The following is a 13,146-nucleotide window of genomic DNA, read 5'->3' on the forward strand; positions in this document are numbered from 1 at the left end:
GGCGCCGCCGGAACCCGCACCCGTCACGAACGTCGCCCGCTCAGGCGCAGGTGATCAGCGGTGCCGCCCAGTCTGCGCGGTCGTTGTAGCCGCCGTCTCCCGCGTCTCCGACGTGCAGCACGAGCTCGCGCACACCCGTGAGGTCCGCGTCGAACGCTGCGGCGGTGCCCCTGGCGACCGTGCCGCTGTCCCAGACCGTCGTGCCGTCCGCGATCAGCGAGAAGGTCGCCGTTCCGCCGTCCGGGCCGACGTTGTCGACGACATCGTCGATGCCGGCGATCCCGGTCAGCCGAGTGCACGTGCCGCCCAGGTAGTAGCGGATGTCGGACGGACTGGCCACGCCGAGCCCGGTGGGGTACGTGCTCCCCGCGACCCGGATCGGGTTGCCGCCACCGACGCTCTGGTCGATGGCAGGCGTCATCCAGCCGCTCGTCGCCGACACCCAGGGCTGGTGCGACAACGGCTGGTTCGCGCCGGATGGCGGTGCGGGAGCGATCGTCACGGTCGATGCCGGCGATGTGACGGTCACCGGTCCACGGAGGCCGACGAACCGGACGGATGCGGTGACCGCCGACGCTCCGACGGGTGCGCTCGTCGGCACGGCGACAGTGAACGCCACATCGACAGAACGGCCGGGCTGGATGAGCGCCGGTTGCCGGCCCTTCGTCGTGCTCGTCCAGCCGTCCGGCGTTGCGAGCGTCGTCTTCGGAAGAGCGACGGGCGTGGTTCCGTCATTCCGGACCGTCACCCTCACGTCGAGTTTCGACCCAGCCGCGGCGAGCAGATTGACACTGGGACTCACGGCGGTGCCGTTCACGGCGGTGACCGCCGGCGCCCCCGCTGTCACGCGCGGACTGTCAGGGATGCCCGTGCTCTTGCTGACGACGAGGACGGACACGCCGTGGGCGGGCACCTGGGAGCGGATCGAATCCTTGGCTTCGCTCACCTGGTGGGTCCACGCATCCTTGACGGTCACGCGGGTGGCTTTCAGGCCGATCGTCGCCGGCGTCGTCGCGATCTCGGTCGCGGTGTCTCCGCGGTTGACGAGCGCGACGGCTGTCGCCCCGTTCGCGAGCGGCTTCGTCCAGGTCTCCGTCGTGCCGGCCGGCCCGACGCGGACCGCCTGCTTGCCGAGAGCATCCCGATCGATCGCGAGCAGGTCGGGGTTGGTGAGTGCGGCGATCGTCGCCTGGCTGAAGGTGCGCGGGTCGCTGCCGACCACCAGGGGGGCGGCCGACATCGACCACAGCGCCATCTGCGAGCGGAACTCCTCATCCGTCATCCCCAGTTGCGGCCCAAGGTAGTCCGGGTCGTTCCAGTGACCCGGCCCTGCGACCTCCGGGTGCCGTGCGTTGGCGTCGAAGTTGCGGAGCACGTCGGTGTATTTGATCGAGTTCACGAAGCCGACGTCGGTGTATGTGCGCCACGACTGGGCGATCGCCGGTGCGTAGCTCCAGGTGTTCGTCGACTGCTGCGACTCCGGGTAGTTGCCCCAGTCGGGCGACGTCACGGGGTTGCAGAGGTTGAAGATGATCGGCCGCCCGCTGCTGTTGTGCCGGAGGGCGTCCGCGAACTGCGTGTACACGGTCTTCGGGTCGAGGTTCGCAGCGATTCCGCAGAGGAAGTCGACCTTCACGGCGTCGAACCCCCACGTCGCGAACGTGTCGGCGTCGGTCTGGTAATGGCCGTAGCTGCCGAGCCCGCACGATCCGGGGATGTACGGGCCGGCGTCGGTGTAGATGCCGGCCTTGAGCCCCTTCGCGTGGATGGCGGCGGCGAGAGCGGCCATCCCGTCCGGGAAGCGTGCCGGGTCGCCCTGCAGCAACCCGTCGGCGCCGCGCGGGGTCGCCGCTTGCCATCCGCCGTCGAGCCAGACGATGTCGTACCCGGCTTTGGCGAGGCCGCTGGAGACCAGGTGGTCGGCGACGTCCAGCACCTGAGCTGCGGTGTAGTCGCCGCCCAGACCGAAGTACGTGTTCCAACCGGCGTACGGGGTCGCGGCGAGCGGGGCAGAAGGCGCGGCGGCGACCGCCGTGGGCGGCGAGGCCGGCTGAGGCGCAGCGGCCGCTGGCAAGGCCAACGCCGTCGACGCCGAGAGGCCGAGCAGCGCCGCGACGCCGAGCCCCAGTATGCGTTTCGTCAACATCAATACTCCTGACTTCTTTGTCGCCTGGCAGACCCAGGCACCTCATCAGACCGCAGGAGAGCGATGGCCGAAATGCAGGAGATCACGGAATATCTGGACAAGTCGACGATTGAGCGCACCGATCCGCAAGCCGGTCGGGTCGGTCGCGAGCGAAACGGACCGAGCCCATTCCGCCCCTCCTCACACCCGCGTCGGCGCCCCGAGCCCCGCGGCCGCCGCCGTCATGGCCGCCTCGGCGGACTCCACCGTGATCAGGCTGTTCCCCGCCACGATGTGCAACCCGTACGCATCCTCGAGGGCCACCAGGTTCATCGCCAGCGTCGCCACGTCGAGGCGGGGGGCGAATGCTCCGGATGCGGTCCCTCGCTCCAGGATGGTGGTGTACGTGGCGAGCTGGCGCAGGTACATCTTCTCGACCAGGTCGTCGTGCAGCTTCGACGTTCCCGCCAGCACGTCGAACTCGTAGAGGAGGCGCATCAGGGCGTCGTCCGGGCCGCTGGGGAGACCCTCGCGGATGGCGGCGGCGAGCTGGAGCTGGGGCTCTGCGATGGCGGCGACCACGGCGTCGCGGTGGTCGCAGAAGCGTTCGAGACCGGCGCGGTGGGCCTCGACCAGGAGGGCGTCGAGGTCTTCGTAGTAGTAGAGGATCGCGCCGCGGGTGAGGCCGGCCTTCTCGGCCACGTCCGCGAGCGAGAGGGAGCGGAGGCCGTGCTCGGAGACGGCGGTGAGCGCCGCCTCCACGAGGTCGGCGCGGCGTTCCTCCTGCCTGCGCGGTCTGGCCATTCCTTGACACTATCCGATCGGCGTGACACACTTTCGGAATTATTTGACACAAGCGTCAAAGAATAGATCCAGTTCACCGCCGAGAGGGATATCCGTGACCGACCTGCTCCTCACCAACGCGTCCGTCCGCACATTCGACGACGCCCGTCCCTGGGCAGAGGCCGTCGGGATCACCGGTGGGAGGATCAGCTACGTCGGCTCCGTGGACGACGCACCGGCCGCCGCCGAGACCCGCGACCTCGGCGGCGCGTCCGTCACGCCGGGCATCATCGACAGCCACAACCACCTGCTGCTCGGCTTCGATCAGGATGCGGTCAGCCTCGAAGGCGCGGACACGCTCGAGGAGGTGCGCCGCCGCATCCACGAGCTGGCGGAGCGCCGCCCCGACCTCGACTGGATCTGCGCCGAGAACGCCGTCTACTCGATCGTCTCCGGCCGCCGCCCGAACGCCGACGACCTCGCCGGACTCACCGACCGCCCGATCTTCGTCACCACCTACGACCAGCACTCGGTGTGGCTGGACGAGAAGGCCATGCGCATCCTCGGGATCGCGGACGGGGGCGACATCCCGTGGGGCCGCCCCGAGCGCCGCGCCGACGGCACGGCCACGGGGTGGGTGACCGACTTCTACACCAGCGCCATGACCACGGCAGGGCTCGCGGGGCTGCAGCGCGACATCCCGATGTACTCCCCGGAGCGCCGCTACCGCAAGCTCATCGGCAGCCTCGGGCTCGCGACCGCGAGCGGCATCACCACCGTGGTCGAGCCGCAGGTGCCGCTTGCCGAGATCGACCTCCTCCACCGCGCGCAGGCGGAGGGCCGGCTGAGCTCGCGCGTGATCGCCGCGCTGTTCCACCCCATCGACGCCGACGCCGCCTTCCGCCGGGACCTCCGGGATGCGGTCGACTCCGCCCCGCACAACGACCTCCTCCGCTTCGGCCCCGTCAAGCTCTACGCCGACGACGTGATCGAACCGCACACCGCGTGGATGCTCGACGACTACGCCGACCGGCCAGGTCACCGCGGCCATCCAAGCGCGCCGCTCGGCGAGCTGACCAGGATCGTCACCGAGCTCGACCGGCTCGGCTTCCAGACTCACACGCACGCCACAGGAGACGGCGGCATCCGGCTGGCCCTGGATGCGATCGAGCACGCCGGCAGAGCCAACGGCACGGTCGACCGGCGTCACGGCATCGTGCACGTCGAGTGCCTGCACCCGGACGACCTCCCGCGGTTCGCGGCCCTCGGCATCACCGCCGCCATGCAGCCGCGGCACTGCTCCCCGGACCTCGTCGCCGGCACCTGGATGGAGAACGTGGGCGAGCAGCGCTGGGACCGCGCGTGGCGCATCCGCTCCCTGATGGCCTCCGGGGCGCACGTCGCCCTCTCGAGCGACTGGCAGGTGGGGGAGATGGACCCGCTCGTCGGCTTCTACTCCGCGCTCACCCGCGCCGGTCTCGACGGGCGAGACGCGTGGACGCCCGACGAACGTCTCTCACTCGACGACACCATCCGCGGCTACACCCGCGAGGGTGCGTGGGCCTGGCACTCCGAGCAGGACCTCGGGGTGATCCGCGTCGGCGCGAAGGCCGACGTGGTCGCCTGGTCCGACGACCTCTACACGCACGAAGGCGACCCGTCCGGCCTGCTCGATCAGCGGGCGGACCTCACCATCGTGGGCGGTGCGGTCGTGCACGACGCGGCCGCCGCATCCGCTGTCCCGTCCGTCTACGGCGGGCTCGCGCACTGCTCGGCGACCCACGCCGAGACGGTCAGCACCCCCCACTGATCCGTCCCCCCCCTGATCCGTTCCTCCCACCGTCGCGAAGGAAACCCTCATGTCCCAGCTCGACCCGGCCATCGCACCGTCCCGCACCGCGGAAGCACCTCCAGCATCGGGGGCTCCCGGCCTCCGCAGAACCCTCAAGCTCCGGCACATCGTCTTCCTCGGGCTGGCGTACATGGCGCCCCTCGCGGTCTTCGACACGTTCGGGATCGTGGCGGACGTCACCCACGGGCACGTCCCACTCGCCTATCTCGTCGTGCTCGTCGCCGTCCTGATCACGGCGCTCAGCTACTCCAGGATGGTCAAGGTCTTCCCGTTCGCCGGCTCGGCATACACGTACACCAGGGAGGCGATCAACCCGCACATCGGCTTCCTGGTCGGCTGGGCGGCGACCCTCGACTATCTGCTGCTGCCGATGATCAACGCGCTGCTGTCGGCCATCTACATGTCAGCGGCGTTCCCCGGCATCCCGTCGTGGGTGTGGATCCTGTCCACCATCGTCATCTGCACGGTCCTGAACCTGATCGGGGTGCAGATCGCGGCGAAGGTGAACGTGATCCTGGTGGTGATCCAGGTGGTGGTCGCCGTGGTATTCGTCGCGCTGACGATCAAGAACATCGTGGATGGCGCGAACGGCGCCTCGTTCTCGATGACGCCCTTCTTCTCGCCGGGGCTCGACCTCCCGGCCGTCGCGTCGGGAGCGGCCATCCTCGCGCTGTCGTTCCTGGGCTTCGACGCGGTCAGCACCCTGGCGGAGGAGGCGGAGAAGCCGAAGAGGGACATCCCGAGGGCGATCCTCATCATCGTCGCCGTCGCCGGGGTCTTCTTCGTCTCGGTCACCTACGCGATGCAGGTGCTGTTCCCCGATGTGGCGAAGGTCGGCAACATCGTCGGAGCGTCGCCGGAGATCGCGAAGTACATCGGCGGCGCCGCCTTCCAGGCCGTCTTCATCGGCGGGTACATGGTCGCCGTGCTCGGCTGCGGCATCACCCAGCAGATGAGCGCAGCGCGCCTGCTCTACGCGATGGGGCGGGACGGCGCGCTCCCGAAGCGCTTCTTCGGCTCGCTGAACCGCGCGGGCGTTCCTGCGGCGAATGTGCTCCTCATCGCCGCGCTCGCCTGCTCCGCCGTCTTCCTCGACCTCGGCCGTGCGGCATCCCTCATCAACTTCGGCGCGTTCGTCGCCTTCATCTTCGTGAACCTGTCGGTGATCTTCACCTACCTCCGGTTCGTGAAGAAGCGCGGCTGGCGTGCTGCCATCGGGTACCTGGTTCTCCCAGGGCTCGGGGTGGCGATCAACGTCGCCCTCTGGTTCAGCCTGGAGCCGAGTGCGATGATCGTCGGCGGGGTCTGGGTGGCGATCGGTCTGGCCTACCTGCTCTGGCGCACCCGGTTCTTCCGGGTGAGCCCACCGCCGCTGCGCGGGCCGAGCGATCTCTAGCTCAGGCGGCGTATGCCGCCAGCGGGGCGAGGTCAGGTTGCGACGACGGGTCGGCGACCGCCGCGGCGCCGACCGCGCAGGCGGTGGTGAGCGCGTCGACAGGGCTGAACCCTTCGCGCAGCGCGAGCGTCAGAGCAGCGCAGAACGCGTCGCCTGCGCCGACCGTGTTGACGGGGGTCGTCGCGACGGCGGGCACAGAGGCGATCGTCTCGCCGCGCTCGAGCAGCGCAGCGCCTTTCGATCCGTACGTGACGGCGACGAGCGGCGCATCCCGCAGTTCGGGCATCAGCGCGTACTCGGTCTCGTTGACGATGAACAGGTCGACCCGGTCGAGCACGGCGCGGGGCAACGGCTGGGCAGGCGCGGCGTTCAGTGCCAGATAGCCGGGAACCGTCTCGGCCAGGCGCGTGATGAGTTCCATCGAGATCTCGAGCTGCGCGAGCACCGTCTCGTCGTCGGCGAACGCGACGCCGTCGATGGTGACCAGTGCGTTGGCGCCCTCGCACACCGCGATCTGGTTCTCGCCTGCGGCGTCCACCACGATGAGGGCGGTGCCGGTGGCTTCGCTCACGGAGGCGATGTGCGTGGTGTCGACCCCGGCGTCCGTGAGCGCTGTGCGCATCCACTGGCCGTCGGCGTCGTCGCCCACCGCTCCGACCATGCGCACCTCGGCGCCGAGGCGTGCGGCGGCCGCGGCCTGGTTGGCTCCCTTGCCGCCCGCGTCGCGCCGCAGCCGGCCGCCTCCGATGGTCTCGCCGGGCTCCGGCAGGCGGCTGGTGATGGCGGTGAGGTCGACGTTGACGCTGCCGACGACGGTGAGTTTCTGCACGCTGGTGGGTCTCTCTGCTGCGGGGGACGGCGGTGGAATGTCTGGGACGGCGTGGTCAGGCCTGCGAGGCCTGCACCACGGAGAGGTGGGCGACCCGCGACGACACGATGCACTTGGCGAGGTAGATGGGCGTCCCGTCGATCTCGGCGGTCTGCGTGAGGATGAGCACGGGGTCGTTGGCCCCGAGGGCGAGGAGCTTCGCGCGGGATGCCCCGGCGACGTTCACCGCGATCTGGCACACGCCGGAGCTGAACACCGGGCCAACGCGCTCGATCAGCTCGGCGAGGAGGGTCGCGGGAGCTGCGGCGGCCGCACCCAGATGTTCGGCGATCGCCGGGCTCACGTCGCTCAGGTAGCGGCCGGCCGGGAAGTGCTCCTGCACGATCGCGATGGGCTCGCCGTCGCGCTCGATCACGCTCTCGCGGAACCAGGTGTTGGCCGCGAGGTCGATGGCCAGCTTGTTGGACACGAAGTCGGTGGTCGGCTGCATCGCGAACTCGACGGGACGCACGACCACCCGGCCGTCGCCGTCCGACAGTGCATGCTCGAACGGCCGCAGCTCCTCCAGGCCGACCCTCGGGATGCTCGTGGCGACGAAGCGCCCCACCCCGCGGCGCGTGACGATCAGGCCGTCCTCCTCCAGGAGCATGAGCGCTTCGCGGACGACCGTGCGGCTGACTCCGAGGGATGCGCCGAGCTCCGTCTCCCGAGGAAGCGCGGACCCGAGGGGGAAGACGTGCCCGCGGATGCCCTCGGCGATTCGCGAGTACACGGCCACGCGCAACGGCTGACCGACCGTGGTGGTGAGATTCCGGTCCAGGAACTGGTCGACGGTCATGGTCATTTCGCAGGCTCCCTCGCTCGTCAGGTCTCCCATATTCAATCACGAAAATCTCCAGTGGTTCGCATGTCGCACCGGAGAGGTATAACATCGTACCCGCCGTGCTCCACACGGCCCTGTACCCCGAACAGTCAGACAAAGGAGTCGCCCCGTGAGTTCCCCCACGCTCGACAGCGCCGCCACGGCCGCCGCACATCCATCGGCCCCGCCGTTGCGCGGAGGAAAGGCCGTCGCGCTCGTCGCCACGCTCATCCTCGGTGTGCTGTCGTTCCAGCTCAACGCCAGCATGATCACCCCCGCACTGCCCGATATCGCCCGCGACCTGCACGAGAGCGTCGGCGCGGTGTCGCAGGTGTCGTCGCTGTTCTTCCTCGCCGGAGCGATCGGCGGTGTCGTGCTGTCGCGCTGGAGCGACTTCATCGGCCGCAAGCAGGCGCTCGTGCTCGTGCTCGTGGTGCTGGCGGCGGGAACGCTGCTCTGCATGTTCGCGCCGAGCCTTCCCGTGCTGCTGATCGGCCGCGCGCTGCAGGGGGCGTCGAGTGCGGCGTTCCAGCTCTCCTACGTGATCCTGAGCGAGCGGATGAGCGCCAAGGTCTTCGGCACGACGCTCGGCATCATCACCGCGGTGAACGGCGGAGTCGGCGGCGTCGACGGCTACTTCGGCGGTCTGCTCGCCGACACCTTCGGCTTCCGCTCGATCTTCGTGGTGATCTTCCTCGTCGGCCTGGTCGCCCTGGCCTGCGTGCTCCTCGTCGTTCCCAAGACCTCCAAGCCGGTGTCGCCAGGACGCATGGACTGGTGGGGCGCGGCCGTGCTCTCGATCGCGCTGGTCTGCGTCACGTTCTTCGTCTCGCAGGGCTCGTCGGCCGGCTGGGCCGCGCCGATCACGCTGCTCTACCTGGCGGGCACCATCGTCTCGCTTGTGGCGTTCTGGTTCGTCGAGAAGAAGCGCACCACCCCGCTGATCGCCGTCGAGCACCTGCGCTCCCGTCAGGTCTGGCCGGTGATCGCCACAACCATCCTGACCCTGTCCGGCGTGTTCGCGGTGATCAACTTCACCGTGGTGCTGCTCAGCCAGGATGCGAAGGTCGGCTTCGGTCTCGACGCCGCGACCTCCGCGCTGCTCTTCCTCGCGCCGCCCGCCCTGATCGGTGTGTTCGCCGCACCGCTCTCCGGCTGGCTGGCGGGCAGGCAGGGCTGGATCCGCATCCTGCGCATCGGCATGGTGCTCTGCATCCTGGCCCTCGTCGTGATCAGCCTGCTGCCGCAGAACCAGGGCGTCGTCCTGGCGATGATCGCGCTGCTCGGCCTCACATACAACGGCCTCGTGCTCACCACGATCAACGGACTCGGCGTGCTGCTCTCCCCGCCGGACGCCCCGGCCGCGCTGCCCGGCCTGAACGGCGCAGGGTTCGGCATCGGAGCGAGCCTCGGCATCGGCATCGTGGCGCCGTTCGTCGCCCAGGGCACACTCGCCGGTTACGGCATCGCGCTCTGGATCAGCGTGGGGATCACCGTCCTCGCGCTGATCGCCAGCCTGTTCATCGCGCCGCGCCGCGGGCAGACCATCTAGCCGCCCAGCCGTCGTCCTCGCACCACCCTCGCGGGGCGTCCGGTTCGGCCGGATGCCCCGCATCACCACCAGAAACACGGAGCACCACGCATGACCACCACCGACACCCGACGCCGTCCCGTCTACTTCGACTGCGACACCGGCATCGACGACTCGCTCGCCCTGGCGTACCTTCTGGCGTCGCCCGAGATCGACCTCGTCGGCATCGGCACGGTGAGCGGCAACGTGAGCGCGGCTCAAGCCGCAGAGAACACGCTGCGCATCCTCTCGCTCGCCGGTCGTCACGACATCCCGGTCGCCGTCGGCGCCCACGACGCCCTCACCCGCGCGTTCGAGGGCGGCGCGCCCCACGTGCACGGCGCGAACGGGATCGGTGACGTCGAGCTGCCGGCCTCCGGCCTCACCGCGATCGACGAGGACGCCGCCCACCTGCTCGTGCGCCTCTCGCACGAGTACGACGGCCGGCTCGAGGTCATCACGGTCGGGCCGACGACGAACATCGCCCTCGCTCTGCGCCTCGACCCGACCCTGCCGACGCGCGTGGTCGAGCTGACCGCGATGGGCGGAGCGGCGCACGCGTCCGGCAACGTCACCCCGGTCGCCGAGGCCAACATCTGGAATGACCCTGAGGCGGCGGCCGAGCTGCTCGCCGCGCCGTGGCCCGTCGTGCTGGTGCCGCTCGACGTCACGGTCGAGAACACGTTGGAGGAGTCGCACCGCGCGCAGCTCCTCGACTCCGACCGCCCCCTCGCCCGCGCGGTCGGCCAGATGCTCGACTTCTACTTCGACTTCTATGTCGAGCTCTACGGCCACCGCAGCAGCGCGCTGCACGACCCGCTCGCCGCCGCGATCGCGGTCGGCGGCATCACGGCCACCAACGCGCCGCTGGTCGACGTGGTGGTGGATGCGACCCACGGCCCCGGCCGCGGCCAGACGATCTGCGACCTCCGCGGCCAGCGCCTCGGCCCCGTGGACCAGCCGGGAGCCCACGTCCGCGTCGTCCTCGGCACCGACCGCCCGCTCGACGCGCACCTGGTGGGGCGGCTCGTCGGGGCGGAGTGACCCGCTCGCTGTATTGAGATCGCGGGCGATCGGGCGAGCAGGCGATCAGGCGGTCAGGCGGTCACCTCGACCGCCAGCAGCGCCGCCTTCCACGTCCCGTACAGTTCCTCCGCCGCAGCCGGCGCCGCGACCAGCACGCCGCCTCCGGCCGGGAACAGCGTGCTGCGGCCGTCCTGTCCGAGGACCACGGCGCCGGCCTCGTGCGCGATGAGGGTCGCGGCGAGGTGGTCGATCGGGCTGAACCGGTGGATGATCGCCCCGGTTCCGCGTCCGGCGGCCGGGCCGAGCAGGGTGAGGGTGCCGGAGCCCATCACGCGCAGCGTGCAGTACGCGTCGGTCAGGCGGTGCGCGAGCTCGCGCATCCCCGGCCACGCCCTGTGCCCGGCGAGCTCGCTGCCGACCACGCCTCCACCGAGCGAGGACCGGCCAGTGGATGCGCCAGCCTCCACCCGGAGCACGTCCCCGTTCCGGCGTGCGCCCTGACCGGCCACCGCGTCGAAGACGGCGCCGTGCCACGGGTCGGCGACCACGCCGACCAGCGGGCGGTCGTCGATGGCCAGGGCGAGCGAGAAGGCCGTCCACGGGATGCCGTTGGCAAGGTTCGTCGTACCGTCCACCGGGTCGAGGTACCAGGTCGGGTGTCCCGGCACCGCTGCGCCGCCGTACTCCTCGCCGACGAACGCGTGGCCGGGGAAGCGGGCGAGCACCTGTTCGCGCACCCGGAGCTCGATGGACCGGTCCAGTTCGGTGACGAGGTCGGCGGGGTCGGCCTTGGTGGAGATCGAGGTGACCCTGTGCGAACGGGTCTCCTCGGCCGCCCAGGCGCCGAGGTCGAGTGCCAGCGTTCGAGCCGCGAGCAGTTCGTCCGCGTGCAGTTCCCCGGGCGTCATCGCAGCACCTCCGGCATCCCGGCGTTCGTCGCGTGTGCCGCGATCATGGCCTGCAGCCTGTCCAGCCGGTTGGTGGTGATGGTGTCGACGCCGAGCTCGAAGGCGCGGGCGAGGTCGTCCGGGTCGTCCAGCGTCCAGACCGTGACGGGCAGGCCGAGCTCGTGTACGCCGCGGACGAAGGTGTCGTCGGCGATGGGGAACGGGACGTTGACCGTCACCGGCGTCAGCTCGGCGAGCTCGGCCGCCGTCGGCACCCGCAGCGCGCGCCAGGGCAGCCAGATGCGCGCCTGCCGGTCGAGTGAGCGGATCACGCGCATCCCGTCGAGGTCGCCGCACCAGTCGACCAGCACGCCGGATGCGGCGACGACCGCGTGCGCTGGAGCGGCGAACCGGACGTCGTCCATGTCGATCACCAGCCTGCTCCCCGTCCCGGTGAAGAGCGGCAGCACCTCGGCTAGCAGGGGAGGTCGGTCGTCTGCGCCGCCGAAGGAGGCGAGGACGGTCGTCGGCACCTCGTCGATCGGGCGGTGGTCGTTCCACAGCCGCTCGAGGGTCGGGTCGTGCAGCACCACCACGTCGCCGTCGGCCGTCAGCCTCACGTCGATCTCGACTATGTCGGCGCCCTTGGCGATGGCCGAGCGGACGGCGGGGAGGGTGTTCTCGCGGAAGACGGAGGAGTCGCCGCGGTGCGCGGAGGCGTGCGGGATCATGCGACGCCCGCCTCTGCGCGCTCGACCAGCCGGCCGTCGCGGTAGAGCAGCGCGGCCTCGACCGTGGCGAACCCGACGCTCCCGAGGCGGGGAGGCGGGCCGGACACGTACGCGTTCAGCGTGACGTCCTCGCGCCGCAGTCGCAGCTCGTGGAAGTGCCCGTGCGGCACCACCCGCTCGACCACGGCGCGCATCCCTCCCGGGCGGGGCGCCTGGGAGAACGCCACGTCCTCGGGCCGGATGCCGACCACGCCGGTGCCGTCGACCACCCGTGTCCCGTCGAACGACCCGTCGAAGCGGTTGAGCGCGCCGATGAAGGTCGCCACGAACTCCGTCGCCGGGCGCGCATACAGCTCCGTCGGCGTGCTGAACTGCTCGATGCGACCCGCGTTCATCACCGCGACCCTGTCCGAGATCGAGAGCGCCTCCTCCTGGTCGTGCGTGACGATCACGGTGGTGATCCCGAGACGCTGCTGCAGGTCGCGGATGTCCTCGCGCACCTTCACGCGCAGCTTCGCATCCAGATTGCTGAGGGGCTCGTCCAGCAGCAGCACGTCCGGCTCCTGCACCAGGGCGCGGGCGAGCGCGACGCGCTGCTGCTCGCCGCCGGAGATGCGCGGCGGGCGGGAGTCGCGGTGGTGGAGGAGGTTGACCAGGGCGAGCATCGCATCCACCCGGTCGGCGACCTCCGCGCGCGACAGGCGGCGCAGGCGCAGTGGGTACGCGACGTTCTTGGCCACGGTCAGGTGCGGCCAGAGCGCGTAGTTCTGGAACACCATCGCGCTCGGGCGCTTGTCCGGCCCGAGGCGGGTGACGTCGCGGCCGGCCATCGCGATGCTCCCGGCGTCCGGTGAGAGGAACCCGGCGATCATCCGCAGCGTCGTCGTCTTGCCGCAGCCGGACGGCCCGAGCAGGGAGACCAGCTCGCCGCGCTGCACGGCGAGGTCGAGGCTGTCGATGATGGTGCGGCCGCCGAGCACCTTGCTGAGGCCGGAGAGGCGCAGGCCGTCCGGAACGTCGGCAGCGTCGGCGGGGGCCGGCGCATCGGCCACCGCAGTCGCGGGGGAGGGGGAGGTCACGGAGTG

Annotated in this window: 11 protein-coding genes; 4 read left to right on the forward strand and 7 right to left on the reverse strand. The window is 70.5% G+C overall.

Features of this window, described 5'->3' with window-relative positions; all coding sequences use genetic code 11:
• Positions 1-40: 40 nt before the first annotated feature.
• Both ASE16_RS00765 and ASE16_RS00770 read right to left on the reverse strand, forming a co-directional pair.
• Positions 41-2,146 (reverse strand): NPCBM/NEW2 domain-containing protein, encoded by a 2,106-nt coding sequence (locus ASE16_RS00765; protein WP_055889350.1) that lies wholly within the window; start codon positions 2,144-2,146, stop codon positions 41-43.
• A gap of 180 nt (positions 2,147-2,326) precedes the next feature.
• Positions 2,327-2,929: a TetR/AcrR family transcriptional regulator gene (locus ASE16_RS00770; protein WP_055889354.1), complete on the reverse strand. Its 603-nt coding sequence runs from the start codon at positions 2,927-2,929 to the stop codon at positions 2,327-2,329.
• 94 nt (positions 2,930-3,023) lie between these two features.
• On the opposite strand from ASE16_RS00770, the gene ASE16_RS00775 reads away from it, so the two are divergent.
• Complete coding sequence (locus ASE16_RS00775) at positions 3,024-4,718, forward strand: amidohydrolase (protein WP_055889357.1); 1,695 nt, start codon at positions 3,024-3,026, stop codon at positions 4,716-4,718.
• A 49-nt stretch (positions 4,719-4,767) separates the two neighbouring features.
• A complete protein-coding gene (locus ASE16_RS00780; RefSeq protein WP_055889362.1) occupies positions 4,768-6,156 on the forward strand; it encodes an APC family permease in 1,389 nt (462 codons plus the stop codon).
• A gap of 1 nt (position 6,157) precedes the next feature.
• Here ASE16_RS00780 and ASE16_RS00785 read toward each other — a convergent pair whose 3' ends face one another.
• Positions 6,158-6,985, reverse strand: coding sequence for a PfkB family carbohydrate kinase (locus ASE16_RS00785; RefSeq protein WP_055889364.1), 828 nt, complete (start codon positions 6,983-6,985; stop codon positions 6,158-6,160).
• Positions 6,986-7,040: 55 nt separating this feature from the next.
• On the reverse strand, positions 7,041-7,829 hold the full coding sequence (locus ASE16_RS00790) for a GntR family transcriptional regulator (protein WP_082581115.1): 789 nt from the start codon (positions 7,827-7,829) through the stop codon (positions 7,041-7,043).
• Between the two features lie 148 nt (positions 7,830-7,977).
• On the opposite strand from ASE16_RS00790, the gene ASE16_RS00795 reads away from it, so the two are divergent.
• Positions 7,978-9,399 carry an MFS transporter gene (locus ASE16_RS00795; protein ID WP_055889367.1) on the forward strand — a complete coding sequence of 474 codons (1,422 nt, stop codon included), beginning with the start codon at positions 7,978-7,980 and terminating at the stop codon, positions 9,397-9,399.
• Between the two features lie 90 nt (positions 9,400-9,489).
• The gene (locus tag ASE16_RS00800; RefSeq protein WP_055889370.1) at positions 9,490-10,461 is read left to right on the forward strand and encodes a nucleoside hydrolase; all 972 of its coding nucleotides are present in this window, start codon (positions 9,490-9,492) and stop codon (positions 10,459-10,461) included.
• Between the two features lie 53 nt (positions 10,462-10,514).
• Here ASE16_RS00800 and ASE16_RS00805 read toward each other — a convergent pair whose 3' ends face one another.
• From ASE16_RS00805 to ASE16_RS00815, 3 genes are read right to left on the reverse strand one after another with little or no spacing between them, the layout of a single operon-like run.
• Entirely contained in the window at positions 10,515-11,351 is an 837-nt protein-coding gene (locus ASE16_RS00805; protein ID WP_055889374.1) for an inositol monophosphatase family protein, read from the reverse strand.
• Positions 11,348-12,061, reverse strand: a complete 714-nt coding sequence (locus tag ASE16_RS00810) for a glycerophosphodiester phosphodiesterase (RefSeq protein ID WP_055889379.1) — start codon at positions 12,059-12,061, stop codon at positions 11,348-11,350. The genes ASE16_RS00805 and ASE16_RS00810 overlap by 4 nt, the downstream gene beginning before the upstream one ends.
• On the reverse strand, positions 12,058-13,140 hold the full coding sequence (locus ASE16_RS00815; RefSeq protein WP_235500141.1) for an ABC transporter ATP-binding protein: 1,083 nt from the start codon (positions 13,138-13,140) through the stop codon (positions 12,058-12,060). Before ASE16_RS00815 ends, ASE16_RS00810 begins: the two co-directional genes overlap by 4 nt.
• Positions 13,141-13,146 lie beyond the last annotated feature (6 nt).

This window comes from Leifsonia sp. Root227 (genome assembly GCF_001428745.1).
Taxonomy (GTDB): domain Bacteria; phylum Actinomycetota; class Actinomycetes; order Actinomycetales; family Microbacteriaceae; genus Leifsonia.

Bases quoted from the DNA above. Each gene is read 5' to 3' on its own strand.
- ASE16_RS00765 (WP_055889350.1), bottom strand. From the start codon at position 2,146: ATGTTGACGAAACGCATACTGGGGCTCGGCGTCGCGGCGCTGCTCGGC.
- ASE16_RS00770 (WP_055889354.1), bottom strand. From the start codon at position 2,929: ATGGCCAGACCGCGCAGGCAGGAGGAACGCCGCGCCGACCTCGTGGAG.
- ASE16_RS00780 (WP_055889362.1), top strand. From the start codon at position 4,768: ATGTCCCAGCTCGACCCGGCCATCGCACCGTCCCGCACCGCGGAAGCA.
- ASE16_RS00790 (WP_082581115.1), bottom strand. From the start codon at position 7,829: ATGACCATGACCGTCGACCAGTTCCTGGACCGGAATCTCACCACCACG.
- ASE16_RS00800 (WP_055889370.1), top strand. From the start codon at position 9,490: ATGACCACCACCGACACCCGACGCCGTCCCGTCTACTTCGACTGCGAC.
- ASE16_RS00805 (WP_055889374.1), bottom strand. From the start codon at position 11,351: ATGACGCCCGGGGAACTGCACGCGGACGAACTGCTCGCGGCTCGAACG.
- ASE16_RS00810 (WP_055889379.1), bottom strand. From the start codon at position 12,061: ATGATCCCGCACGCCTCCGCGCACCGCGGCGACTCCTCCGTCTTCCGC.